At 70.6% G+C, this 20,136-nt stretch carries 16 protein-coding genes; 12 read left to right on the top strand and 4 right to left on the bottom strand.

The features are described 5' to 3' along the window. Positions 1 to 57: 57 nt before the first annotated feature. Positions 58 to 1,338, top strand: coding sequence for a pyroglutamyl peptidase (locus K4G64_RS04365; protein ID WP_221754680.1), 1,281 nt, complete (start codon positions 58 to 60; stop codon positions 1,336 to 1,338). Here the strand turns inward: K4G64_RS04365 and K4G64_RS04360 are convergent. Further along, complete coding sequence (locus K4G64_RS04360; protein ID WP_221754679.1) at positions 1,289 to 2,125, bottom strand: EI24 domain-containing protein; 837 nt, start codon at positions 2,123 to 2,125, stop codon at positions 1,289 to 1,291. The genes K4G64_RS04365 and K4G64_RS04360 overlap by 50 nt on opposite strands. A gap of 143 nt (positions 2,126 to 2,268) precedes the next feature. Here K4G64_RS04360 and K4G64_RS04355 point away from each other — a divergent pair, with 143 nt between their 5' ends. Both K4G64_RS04355 and K4G64_RS04350 read left to right on the top strand, forming a co-directional pair. Then, positions 2,269 to 4,836 (top strand): M14 family zinc carboxypeptidase, encoded by a 2,568-nt coding sequence (locus K4G64_RS04355; RefSeq protein WP_221754678.1) that lies wholly within the window; start codon positions 2,269 to 2,271, stop codon positions 4,834 to 4,836. Then, positions 4,833 to 5,981, top strand: coding sequence for a serine hydrolase domain-containing protein (locus K4G64_RS04350; RefSeq protein WP_221754677.1), 1,149 nt, complete (start codon positions 4,833 to 4,835; stop codon positions 5,979 to 5,981). Before K4G64_RS04355 ends, K4G64_RS04350 begins: the two co-directional genes overlap by 4 nt. A 77-nt stretch (positions 5,982 to 6,058) precedes the next feature. Here the strand turns inward: K4G64_RS04350 and K4G64_RS04345 are convergent, their stop codons facing one another. Beyond that, the gene (locus K4G64_RS04345) at positions 6,059 to 6,478 is read right to left on the bottom strand and encodes an organic hydroperoxide resistance protein (protein ID WP_221754676.1); all 420 of its coding nucleotides are present in this window, start codon (positions 6,476 to 6,478) and stop codon (positions 6,059 to 6,061) included. A 96-nt stretch (positions 6,479 to 6,574) separates the two neighbouring features. Beyond that, positions 6,575 to 7,597, bottom strand: a complete 1,023-nt coding sequence (locus tag K4G64_RS04340; RefSeq protein ID WP_221754675.1) for an NADP-dependent oxidoreductase — start codon at positions 7,595 to 7,597, stop codon at positions 6,575 to 6,577. A gap of 102 nt (positions 7,598 to 7,699) precedes the next feature. On the opposite strand from K4G64_RS04340, the gene K4G64_RS04335 reads away from it, so the two are divergent. Continuing rightward, positions 7,700 to 8,149, top strand: a complete 450-nt coding sequence (locus K4G64_RS04335) for a MarR family winged helix-turn-helix transcriptional regulator (RefSeq protein ID WP_221754674.1) — start codon at positions 7,700 to 7,702, stop codon at positions 8,147 to 8,149. A 327-nt stretch (positions 8,150 to 8,476) separates the two neighbouring features. On the opposite strand, the gene K4G64_RS04330 is transcribed toward K4G64_RS04335, so the two are convergent. Next, a complete protein-coding gene (locus K4G64_RS04330) occupies positions 8,477 to 9,391 on the bottom strand; it encodes a hypothetical protein (RefSeq protein ID WP_221754673.1) in 915 nt (304 codons plus the stop codon). A 266-nt stretch (positions 9,392 to 9,657) separates the two neighbouring features. On the opposite strand from K4G64_RS04330, the gene K4G64_RS04325 reads away from it, so the two are divergent. From K4G64_RS04325 to K4G64_RS04290, 8 genes are all read left to right on the top strand, one after another. Beyond that, entirely contained in the window at positions 9,658 to 10,821 is a 1,164-nt protein-coding gene (locus K4G64_RS04325) for a mandelate racemase/muconate lactonizing enzyme family protein (RefSeq protein ID WP_221754672.1), read from the top strand. Then, positions 10,818 to 11,822, top strand: coding sequence for a zinc-binding dehydrogenase (locus K4G64_RS04320; protein WP_221754671.1), 1,005 nt, complete (start codon positions 10,818 to 10,820; stop codon positions 11,820 to 11,822). The genes K4G64_RS04325 and K4G64_RS04320 overlap by 4 nt, the downstream gene beginning before the upstream one ends. A 110-nt stretch (positions 11,823 to 11,932) precedes the next feature. Continuing rightward, entirely contained in the window at positions 11,933 to 12,901 is a 969-nt protein-coding gene (locus tag K4G64_RS04315) for a hypothetical protein (RefSeq protein WP_221754670.1), read from the top strand. A gap of 139 nt (positions 12,902 to 13,040) precedes the next feature. Further along, positions 13,041 to 14,153 carry a multiple monosaccharide ABC transporter substrate-binding protein gene (gene chvE, locus K4G64_RS04310; protein WP_374206358.1) on the top strand — a complete coding sequence of 371 codons (1,113 nt, stop codon included), beginning with the start codon at positions 13,041 to 13,043 and terminating at the stop codon, positions 14,151 to 14,153. A gap of 46 nt (positions 14,154 to 14,199) precedes the next feature. Next, complete coding sequence (gene mmsA / locus K4G64_RS04305) at positions 14,200 to 15,750, top strand: multiple monosaccharide ABC transporter ATP-binding protein (protein ID WP_221754668.1); 1,551 nt, start codon at positions 14,200 to 14,202, stop codon at positions 15,748 to 15,750. Then, positions 15,747 to 16,991, top strand: coding sequence for a multiple monosaccharide ABC transporter permease (gene mmsB, locus K4G64_RS04300; RefSeq protein ID WP_221754667.1), 1,245 nt, complete (start codon positions 15,747 to 15,749; stop codon positions 16,989 to 16,991). The genes mmsA and mmsB overlap by 4 nt, the downstream gene beginning before the upstream one ends. Positions 16,992 to 17,049: 58 nt before the next feature. Then, positions 17,050 to 18,198, top strand: a complete 1,149-nt coding sequence (locus K4G64_RS04295) for an aldose epimerase family protein (protein ID WP_221754666.1) — start codon at positions 17,050 to 17,052, stop codon at positions 18,196 to 18,198. A 162-nt stretch (positions 18,199 to 18,360) separates the two neighbouring features. Further along, positions 18,361 to 20,136, top strand: a 1,776-nt coding sequence (locus K4G64_RS04290) for a histidinol-phosphate transaminase (protein WP_221754665.1), incomplete at its 3' end; no start/stop codon positions are given.

The following is a 20,136-nucleotide window of genomic DNA, read 5'->3' as shown; positions in this document are numbered from 1 at the left end:
GCGATACTTCGGCCGTCCGGCACCGACCCCCCACCGCGACGGAAGGCCTGAACACCCTTGAACTCCATACGCGTTCGCCTCGGCGTCCTCGGCCTCGCCCTGCTGACCGGTTTCACCACGCCGACAGCGGCGAACGCCGCCCAGGCGGCCCCCTCCCCCACCGTCGAGGAGCAGCGGCTCGGCAGAGCCGCCCCGCAGGAGATCCTGCGCCGCTCCGGATTCGACACCGCGGCCCCACGGCTGGCCCGGGCGCTGGAGGGGGCCCGCTCCTACGGGGAGGCCCGCCGGGCCGTGACGCGGGAGGGCGCGCGGCTGTGGCAGCGTGCGGTGGACCGGGCGCAGGGGCGCGGACCGGCCGAATATGAAGAGCGCGAAGCGCTTCCTTGGAAGGGTGGTGGTGGGCGACGGGAGGGCCTCAGCCGGGACGACGACCGGCCTCTGTACTGGGCGCGGCTCGGCATGACGCGTGACGTGCGCACCTGGGAGCCGGAGTTCGGCCTGACGGACGGGCAGCGGGCCGCGCTGCTGGACGAGCTGGAGCGCACCTCGCGCGGCCAGGACGCCATCCGGTATCCGCACGGCAAGGGAATGAAGCGGATCCTGCTCACCGGCTTCGACCCGTTCACCCTGGACCGGGACATCCGCATCTCCAACCCCTCCGGCGCCACCGCGCTGGCCCTCGACGGCACGGTGATCGAGACGGCGGACGGCCCGGCCCGGGTCGAGACGGCCGTGTTCCCGGTGCGCTGGCAGGACTTCACGGACGGATCGGTGGAGCGGACCCTGCGGCCGCACCTGCCGAAGGTCGACCTGTTCACGACGGTGAGCCAGGGCCGGGTCGGGCGGTTCGACATCGAGCGGACCAACGGGGCCTGGCGGGGCGGCTTCGGCGACAACGAGACCATCGGCCGCACCGGGACCGTGCCGGTGAGCGACCCGGCCTCGCAGCCGCAGTGGACGACGACCACACTGCCGTACGCGGCGATCACCGCCGCGCGGACCGGCCGCTTCCCGGTGTACGACAACACGAGCGTCACCGAGATCCCGGCCGGCGGCACCGAGTCCGTCGTGCGCCCCGACGGGCCGACGCCCGGCTCGACCGCCCGTGCGGGCGGAGGCGGCGACTACCTGTCCAACGAGATCGCCTACCGGGCCACGCTGCTGCGGGACCGGCTGGGGCTGCACGCGACGCTGCCGGGCGGGCATGTGCACACGCCCGTGCTGCAGTTCGCCGCCGGGAACACCAGCGAGGTCACCGACCCGGAGTTCGTGCGCAACCGGCTGGACATCATCGCCCAGGTGCGGGCGATCCTGACGGTGGCTGCGGAAACGGCGTAGCGGCCCGGTCGCCCGCCTCGCCGCCGTCGCCGTCCTCGTCGATCTCCTCGCCGAGCAGGTCACGCGCCATGAGGGTGGCGCCCGCGACCGCGCCCGGCATCAGGAACACCGCGACGAACGGCACCAGGAAGGACACGGCGAGCGGTGTGCCGAAGCCCCAGACGAGGGTCTTGCGGGAGCGCAGCAGGGCGAGGCGGGTGCGCAGTTCGACGCTGCGGCGCTGGAGGGCGACGGCGGTCAGTTCCTCGGTGAGGAAGAACCCGGTGACGAAGAACCCGATCACCGGGACGGCCGTCTGCCCGACCACCGGGATGAAGCCGCACCCGAACAGCAGCACACCCCACAGGGCGGCCCGCACCACGATCCGCAGGCTGTCCCGGGCGGAGATCCACAGCTCGCGCCAGAGCGGCAGCCCCGACTCGGGGGCGTGTCCGTCCGGGGACACGTCCCGGTCGACCTTCTCGGAGAGGTTCTCGTAGAAGGGCTGCCCGATCAGCAGGGTCACCGCGGTGAAGGTCACGACGGCGAGGAGCAGGGCGAGGGCGAACAGCACGGCGGTCAGGAAGCCGCGGAAGAGTCCGCGCCAGGGGCTGGTCCAGTCGTCGGCGAAGGGCGTCGCCCAGCCCACGGCGTCCTCGCCCCACAGCGCCAGCGCGACCAGCGCCGCCGCGTACAGGACGAGGGTGATCAGGCCCGGGAGCAGCCCGAAGCCGTACTGCCTGCCGTGCCGGGCCACCCATCGCTGGCCCTTCAGGAGGTACCGGAAACCCACCCCTAGATCGCGCATGGGGAAACCCTATCCGGGCAGGCCCGGTCACTCCCCGACAGGGCCGTCCGGGGCTCCGGTGACACCAAGGCGGCCTTGTTGCCGTTGAGTCGAAGCGGTACACCTCGCCGTACCGATCTCAGGAAGCCCCGGAGGAGGCACGCGTGCGCACCACGAGAAGCGTTCCCGCGAGACCTGCACTGATCGCCGCCCTGGCCCTGGCCACGGCGGGTTCCCCCTTGCTCACCCCCGGCGCGGCGGGCGCGGACCAGAAGCCCGTCACACGTGAGGGCCCCGCCGTGGACGACCGCGCGGCACAGGCTCCCGCGAGCGCGACGCGACGCGCGTTGACCGAGGACGTCCCCACCGGCACCACGACCCGCGCCTACCCCCGCCGCCTGGTCCTCTCCCCCGATCCGGAGAACCCCGGCGACAAGTCCCTGAAGCTGGGGCTCACGCCGTACCACGCCATCGCCCCCGAGCTGAACGCGTTACAGCGTCTGGGCGACCGGGTGAGCGTGGAGGTGACGGGCCGCTCGGCGGGCGGCCACCGCCTCTACCTCGTCACCGTCACCGCCCCGGAGACGACCCGGCAGGCCCGCGCCCAGGAGCGGATGCGCGAGCTGATCCGGGACGCGCCCGCGGCGGCGGCCAAGTCCCGTGAGATCAAGCGCGACTACAAGACGCCGGTCTTCGTCAACAACAACATCCACGGCAACGAGTGGGAGGGCACGGACGCCTCCCTGAGGACCATCGAGCGGCTCGCCACGGCGAAGGACGCGAAGACCAGGGACCTCCTCGCGCACAGCCGCCTGTATTTCAACATCACGGCCAACCCGGACGGCCGGATCGCCGGGGCCCGCGCCAACGCGAACGGGTTCGATCTGAACCGGGACTTCGTCACCGCCTCCCAGCCCGAGACGCGGGCGATGCGGCAGATCGAGCTCGGCACGCAGCCGGCCGTCCTGCTCGACCTGCACGGCTACGTCAACGGCACCTTGATCGAGCCCACCACTCCCCCGCACGGCGAGAACTACGAGTACGACCTCTTCCTGAAGAACACCTACGCCAACGCCCTCGGCATGGAGTCGGCGGTCAACGCCCTCGGCTACACGCCCGCGAAGGACGGTGTGGAGGCGGCCCAGATCCCGTTCCGCGACCAGGAAGAAGGCTGGGACGACTGGCCGCCGATCTTCACCCCGCAGTACGCGGCCTTCCACGGCACGGTGGCCGCCCACACGGTGGAGATCCCGCTCGCGGTGAACAACGAGGAGTACGACGAGCTGCCCGTCCCCGAGCTGCGCCGCCGCTCGGCGATCAACACGGCCGTGGCGGGCGCGGCGATCGGCGCGACCCTGGCCCATGTCCGCGAGCACCGCGGCACCCTGATCGCCGACCAGATCGAGGTCTTCCGCCGCGGCGCGACGGGCGCCGCGCAGGTGCCGGTATCGGCGCAGACGGTCCCCGGCGTCCCCGGCATCGGCCCGGAGGACGTCTACACGACCAGGTTCCCGCGCGCCTACGTCATCCCGGCCGGCGACGCCCGCACCCAGCGCTCGGGGCCCGCCGCCGCCCGTCTGGTCGACCACCTCATCGCCAACGACGTCCGCGTCACCCGCGCCACCCGCCCCTTCCGGCTCGCCGGACGGACCTACCCCCGGGGCTCGTACGTCGTCGACATGCACCAGCCCAAGCGCGGCATGGCGAACGTGCTGCTGGCCGACGGCCGGGACATCAGCGGCAAGGTCTCGGTGATGTACGACATCTCCGGCTGGAGCCTGGGCCGTCTGTGGGGCGCCACGGTCGAGCGGGTGCCGTCGGGCAGCCTGCGGGGTGCGCCGCTGCGCGCGATCGGCGAGGCCGCACCGGTCGCCCGGGTGCCCGCGCACGGCGATCTGCGGCTGCGCCTGACCGACCCGCGCGAGATCGCCGCCCTCAACTCCCTGCTCCGGCAGGGCGTGGCGGTCCGGCGGGCGGACGACGGCAGCGTCGTCGTCCCGGCGTCGGCCCGCCGCGCGGCGCGCACGGCCGCCCGCGACCACGACGTCTCCTTCACCGCCACGCGGCGGACCGGCACGGCACCGCTGCACCGCCTCCGCGTCGCCGCCGCCGTCACACCGGGTGAGCTGTTCGCCCTGCGGGAGATGGGCTTCGACGTCACACCGGTCTCGACGGCCGTCCTGAACGCGGGTTTCGACTGGTCCGGCACGGACGTGCTGTTCGTGTCCGCCGGGCTGGAACACGCGGACCTGACCGCCTCCGCCCGGCAGGCCCTGGACGCCTTCCTGGAAGGGCACGGCCTGGTCGGCAGGGGCGCGACGGGGGCCGCCCTGAACGCGGCGGCGGGCCGGCTGGCCGTCAAGCCGGTGGAGGGCAACGCGGACGCGAACGGCGTGGTGAAGGTGACCAACACGGGCGGCATCACGCGCGGCGCACCGGACCACGGCTTCGTCTACGCCCCGCTCTGGTTCACCGACCCGGGCCCGGGCGTCCGCGTGGAGCAGTCGTACGCGACCGGGAACCCGCTGGTCGCCGGGCACTGGCGGCCGCTGCCCGGCGGCACCGGCGGTCCCGCCGCTGCGGCCGGGCAGGCCTCGGTCGTCAGCGGGGACCACACGGTCCTCTTCGGCACCGAACCACTCTTCCGGGACCACCCCAAGGGGGAATTCCCGCAGGTGGCGAGGGCATTGTTCACAGTGGCACACAGCGCTTCAGTCAAGGAGAGCGGATGACGCAAGAGATCCACGGCACCGTGGCGGACGGCTTCGAGGCGGTGCGCGAGGAGTTCAGCGCGTTCGTCGCCGGGGAGCGCGCCGACTACGAGGGGCAGCTGTGCGCCTACGTCCACGGCCGGAAGGTCGTCGACCTGTGGGCGGGGACCGACGCGGACGCCCTCTACGGCGTGTTCTCGTCCACCAAGGGCGCCGCCTACCTGGTCGTGGCTCTGCTCGTCCAGGACGGCACGCTCGAACTGGACCGCAAAGTGACGTACTACTGGCCGGAGTTCGCGGCCGAGGGCAAGGGCGCGCTGACCCTGCGGGATCTGCTGGCGCACCGGGCGGGCGTGGTCGGCACGGACTCCGGGTTCACGGTCGCGGAGCTGGCCGACGACCGCCAGCTCGCCGAACGCCTCGCCGACCAGCGACCGTTCTGGCGACCGGGCACCGCGTTCGGCTATCACGCGCTGGTCGCCGGCGCCCTGGCCGGCGAGGTCGTACGCCGCGCGACGGGCCGCACGCTGCAGGAGGTCTACCAGGAGCGGATCAGGGCCCCCTACGGGCTGGACTTCCACCTGGGGCTGCCCGTGCCCGCGGAGCCGCGCTTCCGCACCACCCTGCCGATGGATCCGACGCCCGCGCAGCAGGCCGTCCTCGACGCCGCCGCACCCACGGGTCCGCACGCGTTGGAATCAATCGCGTTCAACCGCAACGCTGCGGAGCCGACCGACCTCGTCTCGCTCCCGAACATGCCGCTGATCCGCGCCAAGGGCCCCGCCTCGGTGGGCGGGGTGGCGTCCGCGCGGGGCCTGGCGGGGATGTACGCGGCGGCGATCAGCGAGGTGGGCGAGCAGCCGGCGCTGCTGAAGCCGGACACGGTGGCCGAGTTCGGCCAGTTCCACTCGGCCGGCCACGACCTGGTGGCCCGGGCCCACAAGTCGTTCGGGCTCGGCTTCCAGATGACCGCTGACACGTGGCACCCGTTCCTCGGTGCCGGGACGATCGGGCACAGCGGCGCGGGCGGCTCCCAGGCCTTCGCCGACCCGTGGAGCGGCCTCGCCTACGGCTACACGCGCCGCCGGTTCGCCTTCCCGGGCGGGGCGGCCCCGGAGAACGACCGGCTGGCGCGGGCGGTGCACGCGGCGGCGCTCGCGCTCTGAGGACCCTGGAGCCCGGACACGGCGGAGGCCGCACCCCACGTCCAAGGGTGCGGCCTCCGCGTACGCAACGACTGGGGTCAGACCAGCGTCACGGTGATGTTGCCGCGGGTCGCCTTCGAGTACGGGCACACCTCGTGCGCCTTCTCGATCAGCGACCGCGCGGTGCCCCGGTCGACCTTGGGGATGTCGGCCGAGATCTCGACGATGATCCCGAAGCCGTCCCCGTTCTTGCCGAGGCCGACCTTCGCCGTCACCGTCGAACCGGAGAGGTCGGCCCCCTCCTGACGGGCGACGACACCGAGAGCACCCTCAAAGCAGGCGCTGTACCCGGCGGCGAAGAGCTGCTCCGGGTTGGTGCCTGCGCCGCTCCCGCCCATCTCCTTCGGCGGGTTGACGACGAGGTCGAGCGTGCCGTCGTCGGTGGCGACGCGGCCGTCGCGCCCGTTCTCTGCGGTGGCGACGGCGGTGTACAGGACGTCGGACTGCTGGATCGGCATGCGGTTGTGTTCCTTAGGTCGTCCGCCGCGGCTCGCGCCCGGGCCGGGACGGATTCGGAAACAAGTTACCGCATGCCGGAATCCACAAGGAAGGCGTCAGAGCTTGACGATCATCTTCCCGGTGTTGTCGCCGCGCAGCACGCCGAGGAACGCCTCCAGGTTGTTCTCGATGCCCTCGACGACGGTCTCGCGGTACTTCAGCTCGCCGGAGGCGACCCAGGGGGCGACCTCCTGGACGAACTGGGGCTGCAGGTCGTAGTGGTCACCGACCAGGAAGCCCTCGATGCGGCCGCGGGTCGCGATCAGGCGGGCGAGGTTCTTGGGGCCCGGGGCGGGCTCGGTGTTGTTGTAGACGGAGATCATGCCGCAGACGGCGATCCGGCCGCCCTCGTTGAGGGAGCCGATGGCCGCCTCCAGGTGGTCACCGCCGACGTTGTCGAAGTAGACGTCGATGCCGTCGGGGGCGGCGGCGCGCAGCTGCTGGGCGACGGGCCCGTCCTTGTAGTTGAAGGCGGCGTCGAAGCCGTACTCGTCCTTGAGGAGCTTCACCTTCTCGTCCGACCCGGCGGAGCCGATGACGCGGGAGGCGCCCTTCAGCCGCGCGATCTGCCCGACCTGTCCGCCCACGGCTCCGGCGGCACCGGACACGAAGACGGTGTCGCCCTCCTTGAAGGCGGCGGTGCGCAGCAGGCCCGCGTAGGCGGTGAGGCCGGTCATGCCCAGCACGCCGAGGTACGTCGACAGCGGCGCGGCGTCCGGGTCCACCTTGACGGCGTTCTTCGCGCCGACGACCGCGTACTCGCGCCATCCGAAGAAGTGCAGCACGTGGTCCCCGACGGACAGCCCCTCGGCGTTCGAGGCCACGACCTCGCCGACGGCACCGCCCTGCATGACCTTGCCGAGCTCGAACGGGGCGACGTAGGACTTGGCGTCGCTCATGCGGCCACGCATGTACGGGTCCACGGAGAGGTACTTGTTCCGGACGAGGACCTGCCCCTCACCCGGCTGCGGGACCTCCACCTCGACGAAGGCGAAGTCCTCGGGCTTCGGCCAGCCGACGGGACGGCTCGCCAGGTGCCACTCGCGGCTGACGGCGGGGAGGGAGGGGGTGTCGGTCATGGTGCGCCTTACCTCACTGGCTCGATGCGGATGTTTCAGTACCTGAAACAACCATGCTCCTGAAAATTTCATGTTGTCAAATAACCGGGTACCCTCGATGGCATGGCCGCCACCACACCGACGCCCCAAGAGATGACCAACCGCCCGGATCCGCTGACCCTCGAGGTCGTCGAGCTGATCGGGCAGGTCGTGGCGCGGTTCCACGAGGACTACGAGTCGGGGGCGGCGGAGCACGCCCTGACCGGCGCGCAGGCGCGGCTGCTCAGCCTGCTGTGCCTCGAACCGCTGCCGATGCGCAGGCTGGCCCAGCAGCTGAAGTGCGAGCCGTCCAACGTGACGGGGATCGTGGACCGGCTGGAGGCGCGAGGGCTGGTCGAACGCCGCCCGGACCCCGCCGACCGCCGCGTGAAGGTGGCGGCGGCGACGGAGGAGGGACGACGGGTGGCCCGGAGTCTGAGGGAGTCCCTCCGATTCGCCCGCGAGCCCCTGGCCGGGCTCTCCGAGGGGGAGCGGGTGGCACTGCGGGACATGCTGCGGCGGATGCTGGGCTGATCGGCGCCGGTCTCCGGCAGGGGATTCGGCGCCCCTTCCCCCTGGATGCTGATCCAGGGGCGGCCGTCGGCCCTCGCGAGTGCAACGTGCGGGCGGTGTTCCCTTATCGACGGCCTCGCCCCGGTCGCCGTGGGATGAGGAAGGGTCCGCCCGGGCGCATCCGCGCGGACCAGGAAAGGTGTCCACGGCGCCCGCGCTTCGGAGAAGGGGCGCTCGGAACCCCGGCACGATCCAGGTCCCGCGAACTCGGCGTTCACAGAAGGGCTTTCAGGCGCGGGATACAGCCGTTCCGCCCCTACCGTGCCGACGAAGTCGGCCGAGCCGGCGCTACGTGCACCACCACAGGAACCGCTTGCACGGCTCGGACGCGGACGGTTCCGGTTCCGGGGCCTGCGTGGTCGGGTCCGAGGTCGGGGCCGGCTCCGGGGCGGGCGGGGCGGCCGTGGGGTCGGACGCCGGGCGGCTGGGGGCGCCTCCCGCCGTAGCCGACTCGGGGTCCTTCGTCGGTTCGTCGCCCTTCGGGGACTGCGACTTCTCGCCATCCGGGGACTTCGAAGCGGACAGCGAATCGGATGCGGAGGGCGAGGCGGATGCCGACGCGTCGTCGGCCCCGGCCGCCTTTCCGTCCTGACCACGGCCCGTCTTCCCGGCCTCCACCGAGGCGTCCCCGTCCGCCGACTCGCCTCCGGCCGCGGCCGGCTTCGGCGTCGAGCTGGGGGCGTCCATACCGAGTTCCGCGAGGCTCAGACCCCCGGCCGCCAGCACGAACCCGGCCGCCACGAACAGGGTCCGGCGCCGCCGCCGGCGGTGTGCCGCGGCCTTGCGGTCCCGCCGACTCGACCCGCTCGGGCCGTCGGGGGCCGGACCGTGCCCCCGCCCGCGCCGCCGGGCGGCGCGCCCGACGTGCTCGCCGTCGTCGTCGGTGTCGCCAGAGGCGTCGTCAGCGGCGTTGTCGGCGCCGTCGTCAGCGGTATGGGGGTCGTCGTATCCGTCGCGCCGGTCATATCCGTCGTGCTCGTCGTATCCGTCGGGCTCGTAGCCGGAGGCGCCCGGTGCGTCCGGCCCCTGCGGCCCGCCCGCCCCTGTCGGCCGTCCCGGCTCGACGACGGGGTACCCGGCCGCGGTTGCGCCGTACCCGCCGTACTCCTGCCCGCGCCCGCGCAGCGTTTCGGCCGAGGTGCCGCACCCCGGGCAGGCAAGGGCGCCGTTGAGGTGCCGTCGGCACGGGTCGCAGTAGTCCATGACGCGGGAAGATTAAGTTCCGCGCAGGTCACGTTCCTAGAGCCGGCTGTGAAGGTTCTGTAGGGACACGGTCCACCCAAGGTTTCGAAACTGTCGAAACCGTTATGCGCGCGACCCATTGACACCCCCACCGCCCGATCCTTACTGTCACGCCAGCATTTCGAACGTGTGACGAAATCTCGAACAGACAGAGTCGGAGCACGAGCGGGACGCTGACGGAACACACTGACGGAACTGAGCCGACGAAGCTGCGAGGGACAACCGCCGTGCGCATCACCGGAATCAGCACACACGTGGTCGGGACGCCTTGGCGCAACCTGACGTACGTCCAGGTGCACACCGACGAGGGGATCACCGGAGTCGGCGAGACCCGGATGCTGGGACACACCGACGCCCTTCTCGGATACCTGAGGGAGGCCGAGGCCAATCACATTCTCGGCTCCGACCCGTTCGCTGTCGAGGACCTCGTCAAGCGCATGAAGTACGGCGACTACGGCCGTGCGGGCGAGATCGTCATGTCCGGTATCGCCGTGATCGAGATGGCCTGCTGGGACATCAAGGGCAAGGCCCTGGGCGTCCCCGTCTGGCAGCTGCTGGGCGGCAAGGTCACCGACAAGGTCAAGGCGTACGCCAACGGCTGGTACACCACCGAGCGCACCCCGGAGGGCTACCACAAGGCCGCCCAGGGCGTGATGGAGCGCGGCTACCGGGCGCTCAAGATCGACCCCTTCGGCACCGGCCACTTCGAGCTGGACCACCAGCAGACCCTGTACGCCGTCTCCCTGATCGAGGCGGTCCGGGACGCCATCGGCCCCGAGGCCGAGCTGATGCTGGAGATGCACGGCCGCTTCTCCCCCGCCACGGCCGTACGCCTGGCCAAGGAGCTCGCGCCCTTCCAGCCGGCGTGGCTGGAGGAGCCGGTCCCGCCGGAGAACCTCAAGGCGCTGGAGAAGGTGGCCGCCAAGGTCGACATGCCGGTCGCCACCGGTGAGCGCATCCACGACCGGATCGAGTTCCGGGAGCTGTTCGAGAGCCAGGCCGTCGACATCATCCAGCCGGACGTCGGCCATATCGGTGGAATCTGGGAGACCAGGAAGCTCGCCGCGACCGCCGAGACGCACTACATGCTGGTGGCCCCGCACAACGTGGGCGGCTCGGTCCTGACCGCCGCGTCCCTCCAGGTCGGCTTCACCTCCCCGAACTTCAAGATCCTGGAGCACTTCAACGACTTCGCCGACGCGGAGATCAAGAAGGTGGTCAAGGGCGCCCCGCAGGTGAACCCGGAGGACGGCTGCTTCCACCTCTCCGACGCCCCGGGCCTCGGGGTGGAGCTGGACGTCGACGCCGCCGCCGAGTTCCCCCAGCAGCAGGCCCGTTTCGACCTCTGGGCGGAGGGCTGGGAACAGCGCAAGCCGAAGGGCGCGCAGTGAGCACCGCGGTCGTCGTCGACGCACCCGGCGAGCACCGTCTGGTGCCGCACGAGCCCCGGCGGCCCGAGGCCGGCGAGGCGCTGGTCCGGGTGCACGCCTCGGGGATCTGCGGCAGCGACCGCGAGGTCTACCAGGGCAACCGCCCCGAGGGCTACGTCCGATACCCGCTGACCCCGGGCCACGAGTGGTCCGGGACGGTTCAGGCCGTGGGCGCCGGTGTCCCGGAGTCCCTCGTGGGCCGCAAGGTCGTCGGTGAGGGCTTTCGAAACTGTCAGGTCTGCGACCGCTGCCACGCGGGCGACACGACGCTGTGCACGGCCGGTTACGAGGAGACCGGGTTCACCCAGCCGGGCGCGATGGCGGCCACGCTGACCCTCCCGGCCCGTCTCCTGCACGCCCTCCCGGACGACTGCGACCTCACGGCCGCGGCCCTCCTGGAGCCCGCCGCGTGCATCGCGGCCGCCGCGCTGAAGGGCAACGCCCGGCCCGGCGAGCGTGTCGCCGTGGTCGGCACCGGCACGCTCGGCATGTTCGCCGTGCAGTTCCTGAAGGCGAACTCGCCGTCCGAGCTGCTGGTCGTCGGCACCCGCCGGGACCGTGAGGCACTGTCGCGGAGTTACGGCGCGACGGACTTCCGGACGAAGGACCAGCAACTCCCGGACGACTTCGACGTGGTGATCGAGACGGCCGGGTCCGCGGACGCCGCCCGGATCTCGGCCGGCCTGCTCAGGCGGGGCGGCCGGCTGGTCCTGACCGGCATCCCGGCGCCGGGCGCCGAAGGCCTCGACCCGACGGACCTCGTGGTGAAGCAGCTGGAGGTGCACACCGTCTTCGGTGCGCCGCCGGACGCCTGGGCGCACACGGTGCGGGTGTTCGCCGCCGGACTGCTCGACCCGCTGCCGCTGGTGACGCACGAGCTGCCGCTCACCGAGTTCTCGCAGGCCATCGAACTGGTCGGGGCCGGCGATCCGAAGGTGGGCAAGGTCCTGCTGCGCCCCTAGACGTACGCCGGTACGGGGGCAACCTGACGGCTCCCGTACCGGCGTACCCCGGCCTCGCCCTGCTCAGAGCCGCGAACCTCGTCCGAAATATCGAACCAAAGGACATTCCTGTGACCGACGCTTCCACCACGGCAGCCCGCCGGCCCGGTGAGCCGGCCCTCGCCGCGCTGGGCCTGAGCGCACCCGACCCCGATCCCGCCGACACTTCCGCACACTCGTTCCCCGGGGGCGGCCGCTGGCGCACCGAGATCCCCTCCTGCGAGGGCCCCGAGGCGCTGGCGGTGGTGCTGAAGGAGGCCTCGCGGCTGGACGTGCCGATCCACCGGATCAGCCAGGGCAGCGGTGTGTGGATGCTGTCCGACGCCGAGATCACCGAGATGGTCGAGTCGACCGGTGAACGCGACATCGAGCTCTGCCTGTTCACCGGCCCGCGCGGCACCTGGGACATCGGCGGGTCCACGCGCACCGACTCGCGGGGGGCCGGACTGCGCGCTCGCGGCCACGACGCCGTCGCCGGCTGCGTCGAAGACGCCGTCAGAGCAACGGAGTTGGGCGTCAAGTGCCTGCTCGTCGCCGACGAGGGCGTGCTGTGGACGCTGCACCGGGCACGGGCCGCCGGGATCATCCCGGCCGACACCACGCTCAAGGTCTCCGCGCTCATCGGCCCGGTCAACCCGGCGGCGTACGCGGTCTACGAGCGCCTCGGCGCGGACTCGGTCAACGTGCCCAGCGACCTGACGCTCGATCACCTCACCGAGATCCGGCGGGTGTCGGGCGCTCCGATGGACATGTACATCGAGGCCCCGGACGACCTGGGCGGTTACGTGCGGATGTACGAAGTCGCCGAACTCATCCGTCGCGGCGCCCCGTTGTACCTGAAGTTCGGCCTCTCCAAGGCGCCCGGCATCTACCCGTACGGGCACCACATGCGGGAGCTGACCCTGGCCACCGCCAAGGAACGCGTGCGGCGCGGCCGGCTCGCCCTGGACCTCCTGGCCCGCCACGGGGCGGACGGCGACATGGCGCCGCTCGGCTCACGACTGCCGGGCGAACTGCAACGGTTCGAAATCTCGTCATAACGTTCCGGAAACTCGCCTTACAAAAGAAGACACAGCCGCGCACAATCCCACACATCTCTTCTCGGTCTTTCCGGCACGACCACCCGGAGCGACTTCGCGCCCTCAGACCGAGCCCTGCCACAGATCAAGGATGATGATCATGCGTAACCGCAGAGCCGCCCTCACCGCCATAGCCGGAGCCGCGTCCCTCGCCCTCACCCTGTCCGCCTGCGGCCAGAGCGGCGAGGGGGGCAGCAAGGAGAGCGAGGGCGACACCAAGGGCGCCACGATCGGCATCGCGATGCCGACCAAGTCCTCCGAGCGCTGGATCGCCGACGGCAAGAACGTCGTGACGGAGCTGGAGTCCAAGGGCTACAAGACCAAGCTGGTCTACGGCGAGGACGACCCCGACCAGCAGGTCTCTCAGGTCGAGAACCTGATCACGCAGGGCGTCAAGGCGCTGATCATCGCCGCGATCGACAACAAGTCGATGAACAACGTGCTCCAGCAGGCCAAGGACGCGAACATCCCGGTCATCTCCTACGACCGCCTGATGCTCGGCTCGCAGAACGTCGACTACTACGCCTCGTTCGACAACGAGAAGGTCGGCGAGCTCCAGGGCACCTACATCGCCGAGAAGCTCGGTCTGAAGGACGGCTCCAAGAAGGGCCCCTTCAACATCGAGCTGTTCGCCGGCTCCAACGACGACAACAACACCCGCTACTTCTTCGGCGGCGCGATGAAGGTCCTGCAGCCCTACATCGACAAGAAGCAACTCGTCGTCCGCTCCGGCCAGACCAAGCTCAACCAGGTCACGACCCTGCGCTGGGACGGCGGCACCGCTCAGAAGCGCATGGACGACATCCTGACGTCGGCCTACAAGAGCGAGCGCGTCGACGCGGTCCTCTCCCCCTACGACGGCATCTCCATCGGCATCCTGTCGGCGCTGAAGTCCGACGACTACGGCTCCAAGAGCAAGCCGCTGCCGGTCGTCACGGGCCAGGACGCCGAGGTCGCCTCGGTGAAGTCGATCATCGCCGGCCAGCAGTCGATGACCGTCTACAAGGACCTCCGCAAGCTCGCCAAGGTGTCCTCGAACATGGTCGACGCGCTGCTCAACAAGAAGAAGCCCGAGGTCAACGACACCAAGACCTACGACAACGGCGCGAAGGTCGTCCCGGCCTACCTGCTGGAGCCGGTCGCGGTGGACAAGGCGAACTACCAGAAGGAGCTCGTCGACTCCGGCTACCTCAAGGAGAGCGACCTCAAGTAGTCCCCGCCATCCACCGACGATTCACCACTGATTGGAAGGCACGACCATGGCGGGACCCGTCCTGGAAATGCGCTCGATCGTCAAGACCTTTCCCGGTGTCAAGGCGCTGTCGGACGTCACGCTGACCGTCCGGCAGGGCGAGGTCCACGCCATCTGCGGGGAGAACGGCGCCGGCAAGTCGACCCTGATGAAGGTCCTCTCCGGCGTCCACCCGCACGGCACGTACGAGGGCGACATCCTCTTCGAGGGAGAGGTCTGCCAGTTCAAGGACATCCGGGCCAGCGAAGAGCGCGGCATCGTGATAATCCACCAGGAACTGGCCCTGGTGCCCTACCTCTCCCTCGCCGAGAACATCTTCCTCGGCAACGAGCACGCCACCCGGGGGATCATCAGCTGGACCGAGACCCTCCGGCACGCCACCGAACTGCTGCGCCGGGTCGGCCTGTCCGACCACCCGGACACCCGCGTCGCCGACATCGGCGTGGGCAAGCAGCAGCTCGTGGAGATCGCGAAGGCCCTGTCGAAGAAGGTCAAGCTGCTCATCCTCGATGAGCCGACGGCCGCCCTGAACGACGAGGACAGCGGCAAACTCCTGGACCTCATCCTGGAGTTGAAGAAGCAGGGCATCACCTCGATCATCATCTCCCACAAGCTCAACGAGATCCGCAAGGTCGCCGACTCGGTGACGATCCTGCGCGACGGCAAGACCATCGAGACCCTCGACGTGAAGGCCGCGGAGACCACCGAGGACCGGATCATCAGCGGGATGGTCGGCCGCGACCTGGAGAACCGCTTCCCGGAACGCTCGCCGCACGAGCCCGAGGAGGGCGCGGCGCCCGCCCTGGAGATCCGGGGCTGGACCGTGCACCACCCGATCGACCAGCAGCGCAAGGTGTGCGACGACGTCTCGCTCCACGTGCGGCGCGGGGAGATCGTCGGCATCGCGGGCCTGATGGGCGCCGGCCGCACCGAACTCGCGATGAGCGTCTTCGGCCGGACCTACGGCCGGTACGCGGACGGCACGGTCCTCAAGGACGGCAAGGAGATCCGCACGAAGACCGTCCCGGAGGCGGTCAAGCACGGCATCGCCTATGTGACCGAGGACCGCAAGCACTACGGCCTCAACCTCATCGACACCATCAACCGGAACATCTCGCTGAGCGCCCTGGGCAAGGTCGCGAGGCGCGGTGTGGTCGACGAGCACGAGGAGCGGCAGGTCGCCGAGGGCTTCCGCACGTCCATGAACATCAAGGCACCGACGGTGTTCGAGCCGGTGGGCAAGCTGTCCGGCGGCAACCAGCAGAAGGTCGTCCTCAGCAAGTGGATCTTCTCGGGTCCGGACGTGCTGATCCTGGACGAGCCGACGCGTGGTATCGACGTCGGCGCCAAGTACGAGATCTACACGGTCATCGACCAGCTGGCCGCCCAGGGCAAGGCGGTCGTCTTCATCTCCTCCGAGCTGCCCGAGCTGCTCGGCATGTGCGACCGCATCTACACGATGGCCGCGGGGCGGCTGACGGGTGAGTTCTCGCGGGCCGAGGCCTCCCAGGAATCGCTGATGCGTCAGATGACGAAGGACAAAGAGGTATCCCGATGAGCACGGACGTGACCGCCAAGAGCCCGGCCCCCGCGCCGCCGGGCAGGAGCGGAAGGGCCGCGGGCGACGGCCTGTTGCAGCTGGTGCTGGACGGCATGCGCCGCAACATGCGGCAGTACGGCATGCTGATCGCGCTGGGCCTGATCGTGGTCCTGTTCGCCGTCTGGACCGACGGCGACCTGCTGCTGCCGCGCAACGTCTCCAACCTGGTGCTGCAGAACAGCTACATCCTGATCCTCGCGATCGGCATGATGCTGGTCATCATCGCCGGCCACATCGACCTCTCGGTCGGCTCGCTGACGGCGTTCGTCGGGTCGATGGCCGCCGTCTTCATGGTCAAACAGGACCTTCCCTGGCCCCTCGCCGTGGTCCTCTGCCTGGCCGTGGGCGCGGTCGCCGGTGCCGTACAGGGGTTCTTCATCGCGTACGGCGGGATACCGTCGTTCATCGTGACCCTGGCGGGCATGCTGATCTTCCGCGGTCTGACGGAGATCTTCCTGGAGGGCCAGACCCTCGGCCCGTTCCCGGACGGGCTGCAGAAGGTCGCCAACGGATTCCTGCCCGAGGTCGGACCCAACACGAACTACCACAACCTCACACTGCTGCTCGGCTTCGCGATGATCGCCTTCGTGATCTTCCAGGAGGTCCGTGACCGCAAGCGGCAGCAGGAGTTCGACCTGGACGTCCCGCCCGCCAAGCTGTTCATGCTGAAGCTGGTCGCGATCGGCGCCGCGGTGCTGACGCTCACCATGCTGCTGGCCAGCTACAAGGGCGCCCCGATCGTGCTGCTCATCCTGGGCGTGCTGCTCGTCGGCTTCGGCTACGTCATGCGCAACGCGATCATCGGCCGCCACATCTACGCCATCGGCGGCAACCTCCCGGCGGCCAAGCTGTCGGGTGTGAAGGACAAGAAGGTCACCTTCCTGGTCTTCCTGAACATGGGCATGCTCGCGGCCCTGGCGGGTCTGGTCTTCGCCGCCCGCTTCAACGCGGCCTCTCCCAAGGCCGGCCTCAACTTCGAGCTGGAGGCGATCGCGGCCTCGTTCATCGGCGGCGCGTCGATGAGCGGCGGTGTCGGCACCGTGCTCGGCGCGATCATCGGTGGCCTGGTCCTGGGCGTGCTGAACAACGGTATGAACCTCGTCGGCATCGGCACCGACTGGCAGCAGGTCATCAAGGGCATGGTGCTGCTGGCGGCGGTCGGGTTCGACGTGTGGAACAAGCGCAAGGTCGGTTCGTAAGTCAGATCGGGGCCCCGCCACAACGGCGGGGCCCTCTCCTTATACGGGAGCCGCACACATGGAACTGAACAGACGCACGGTCATCGCGGGAGCTGCGGCGGCGGGAATGGCCGCCACCACGCTCGGCGGCACGGCACACGCCACGGGAGGCAGGAAGCCGGTGAAGACGCTCTTCGGCGAACTGGCCGACGGCACGAAGGTCCACAGCTGGTCGCTGGAGAACGGCGGCACCCGCCTCAAGGTCCTCTCCTGGGGCGGAGTCGTCCAGTCCCTGGAGATCCCCGACCGCCGCGGCCGCTACGCCAACGTCTCCGCGGGCTTCGACAACCTCGCGGACTACGTCGCCAAGACCCCGTACTTCGGTGCCCTGATCGGCCGGTACGGCAACCGCATCGGCAAGGGCAAGTTCACCCTCGAGGGCAAGAACTACCAGCTGTCCGTGAACGACGGCGAGCAGAGCCTGCACGGCGGCTCCCAGGGCTTCGACAAGCGCGTGTGGGACGTCGAGCCGTTCACCAAGGGCTCCGACGTCGGCCTGCACCTGTACTACACGAGCGTCGACGGCGAGATGGGCTACCCGGGCACGCTCAGGACGAAGGTGACGTACACGCTCACCCGGCACGGCGACTGGCGCATCGACTACGAGGCCACCACCGACAAGGCCACCGTCGTCAACCTCACCAGCCACGTCTACTGGAACCTGGCCGGCGAGGGCAGCGGCACGATCGAGGACCACGAGCTGTACATCGCCGCGTCCCGCTACACGCCCACCGACGCGGGCCTGATCCCCACGGGCGAGCTGGCCAAGGTCGCGGGCACGCCGTTCGACTTCACCCGGGCCAAGCCGATAGGCCGGGACATCCGCACCTCGCACCCGCAGCTGGTCACCGCCAAGGGCTTCGACCACAACTGGGTGCTCGACAAGGGCATCACCACCCGGCCCGAGCACGTGGCGACCCTGCGCGACCCGGCCTCCGGCCGGTCCTTGAAGATCGCCACGAACGAGCCGGGCCTGCAGTTCTACTCCGGCAACTTCCTCGACGGCACCCTGACTGGCCCGTCCGGCCGCACCTACCGGCAGGGCGACGCGCTCTGCCTGGAGACGCAGCACTTCCCGGACTCGCCGAACAAGCCGAAGTTCCCCTCGACGGTGCTGCGACCGGGGCAGACGTACCGGACGACGACGATCCACACGTTCGGCTGCTGACAAGCCTTCACAGGTCCGACACATGTTCTGACCGGTTCGCCGACGGTTGAACGGTGTCACCCCGGCCTCCGTATGAAAGGGCGGCCCGCGCTCCCCCGCGCGGGCCGCCCTTAAACGTCGGGTCCGTCCGTCCCCAACGGACCCGCCCCATACGGAGGTTCCATGGCCGACAACGTCACGTCGCTGTTCCGCAGTACCGCGGCACACAGCCCGTCGATGGCGGCTCTGACACGTGAGGGCGGCGAGGGAGCCGGCCCCGTGGACTTCTGTATCCCCTGCAACCCGTACTTCCCGACCCCGGCCATGTTCGAGGACATGGCGAGCCGGCTGCGCGACATCATCACGTACTACCCGAGCGGCGCCGACACCATCACCGCCGAGCTGTGCAGCCTGCTTCAGCTGCCCCCGCAGTGCGTGGCCATGGGCAACGGCTCGACCGAGCTCATCACCTGGATCGACCACCTGCTGGTCCGCGAGTCCCTCGCCGTCCCCGTCCCCACCTTCGGCCGCTGGACCGACCAGCCCATGGAGACCGGCAAGCGGGTCGACATGTTCCCGCTCCAGGAGTCCAGCGGCTTCGCCCTCGACCTCGCGCAGTACGCCGAGTTCATCCGGTCCCGGGGCACCCGCGTCGCGGTGATCTGCAACCCGAACAACCCCGACGGCGGCTTCCTGCACAAGCACGCCATCGTGCAGTTCATGGACGCCATGGCCGACCTCGACCTGATCGTCATCGACGAGTCGTTCCTGGAGTTCGCCGACGCCGAGGCCGAGCCGTCGGTCGTCCAGGAGGCGATGCTGCGACCCAACGTCGTCGTGCTGCGCAGCCTCGGCAAGAACTTCGGCCTGCACGGCATCCGCTTCGGCTACCTCGTCGCCAACCCGGCGCTCGCGGGCCGGGTCCGCTCCATGCTGCCGAAGTGGAACCTCAACTCCTTCGCCGAGCACGTCGTCTTCATGCTGAAGGAGCACGGCGCCGAGTACGCGCAGAGCCTCCAGCAGGTGCGCCGGGACCGCCTCGACATGGCCGGCCAGCTCTCCTCCCTGCCCGGGCTCACGGTCTACCCGTCGCAGGGCAACTTCCTCTTCGTGCGCCTCCCCGTGGGCGCCGAGGGCACCGTGGTCCGGGACCGCATGCTCACCGAGCACCGGATCCTGGTCCGCGAGTGCGGCAACAAGATCGGTTCGTCCAGCCGCTTCCTGCGTCTCGTGGTGCGCCCCCAGGTGGACGTGCGTCGCCTGGTGTCCGGCCTGGAACAGGTGCTCTACGGGACGTCCAGGAGGGGAGCCGCCGTACCGGAGCTGGGCAATGGGACCAGCTACAGCTCGGGTACGGCGGCAGTGGACCGCTTGGTGAGCGAGACGAACGGGTCGGGCATGCGGGGGCTCGCGGCGCAGGCGGTGGGAATGGCCGCCGCGCCGGCCCCCGCCGCGGCCACGGGGGCCGGGGGGCCGGGACTCGCCCCGGCGGCCGCGAGCACGGGTGGGGCGGGGTTCGCTCCCGCCGCGGCGGCCGCCGCCCCGGCTCCCGCTCCGGCCACCGGCATCGGCATGCCGCTCCCCGCCGCCGCGTCCGCCGTGCCGGCGGGTACGAGCGGCGGGATGCCGATGCCGGCTGCGGCGCAGATGCCGCAGCCGCAGCCGCAGCCGCAGATGCCCCAGCCGCAGATGCCGCAGGCGGTACCGCAGTCCGCGCCCCAGCCGGTGGCCGTACCGGCGCCGCCCCTGGCGCCCGTGGCCCAGGCCCCGGTTCCCGCTCCGGCGCCGGCTCCCGCGCCCGCGCCCATGGCCGCTCCGTTCACCGGGCCCACGCCGCCCGGCGTTCCGGCCCGTGGGGGTCTGACGGCGGCGCAGGTGCGGGGGACGAACGGTCTGACTCCGGCACCGGCCACGGGGTGGCCTGCGGCGCAGAGCTGGCCGAACGCGGCGGGGATGGGG

It is taken from the genome of Streptomyces sp. WAC04114 (assembly GCF_019733245.1).
Taxonomy (GTDB): Bacteria; Actinomycetota; Actinomycetes; order Streptomycetales; family Streptomycetaceae; genus Streptomyces; species Streptomyces massasporeus_A.
The sequence above is the reverse complement of the archived record's forward strand: the minus strand, read 5'-3'. Positions and strand labels throughout refer to the sequence as shown.

Excerpts from the sequence above, each read along its gene's own strand:
- chvE (WP_374206358.1), top strand. The coding sequence starts at position 13,041 with ATGCGTAACCGCAGAGCCGCCCTCACCGCCATAGCCGGAGCCGCGTCC.
- K4G64_RS04330 (WP_221754673.1), bottom strand. The coding sequence starts at position 9,391 with ATGGACTACTGCGACCCGTGCCGACGGCACCTCAACGGCGCCCTTGCC.
- K4G64_RS04350 (WP_221754677.1), top strand. The coding sequence starts at position 4,833 with ATGACGCAAGAGATCCACGGCACCGTGGCGGACGGCTTCGAGGCGGTG.
- mmsB (WP_221754667.1), top strand. The coding sequence starts at position 15,747 with ATGAGCACGGACGTGACCGCCAAGAGCCCGGCCCCCGCGCCGCCGGGC.
- K4G64_RS04340 (WP_221754675.1), bottom strand. The coding sequence starts at position 7,597 with ATGACCGACACCCCCTCCCTCCCCGCCGTCAGCCGCGAGTGGCACCTG.
- K4G64_RS04360 (WP_221754679.1), bottom strand. The coding sequence starts at position 2,125 with ATGCGCGATCTAGGGGTGGGTTTCCGGTACCTCCTGAAGGGCCAGCGA.
- mmsA (WP_221754668.1), top strand. The coding sequence starts at position 14,200 with ATGGCGGGACCCGTCCTGGAAATGCGCTCGATCGTCAAGACCTTTCCC.
- K4G64_RS04335 (WP_221754674.1), top strand. The coding sequence starts at position 7,700 with ATGGCCGCCACCACACCGACGCCCCAAGAGATGACCAACCGCCCGGAT.
- K4G64_RS04295 (WP_221754666.1), top strand. The coding sequence starts at position 17,050 with ATGGAACTGAACAGACGCACGGTCATCGCGGGAGCTGCGGCGGCGGGA.
- K4G64_RS04345 (WP_221754676.1), bottom strand. The coding sequence starts at position 6,478 with ATGCCGATCCAGCAGTCCGACGTCCTGTACACCGCCGTCGCCACCGCA.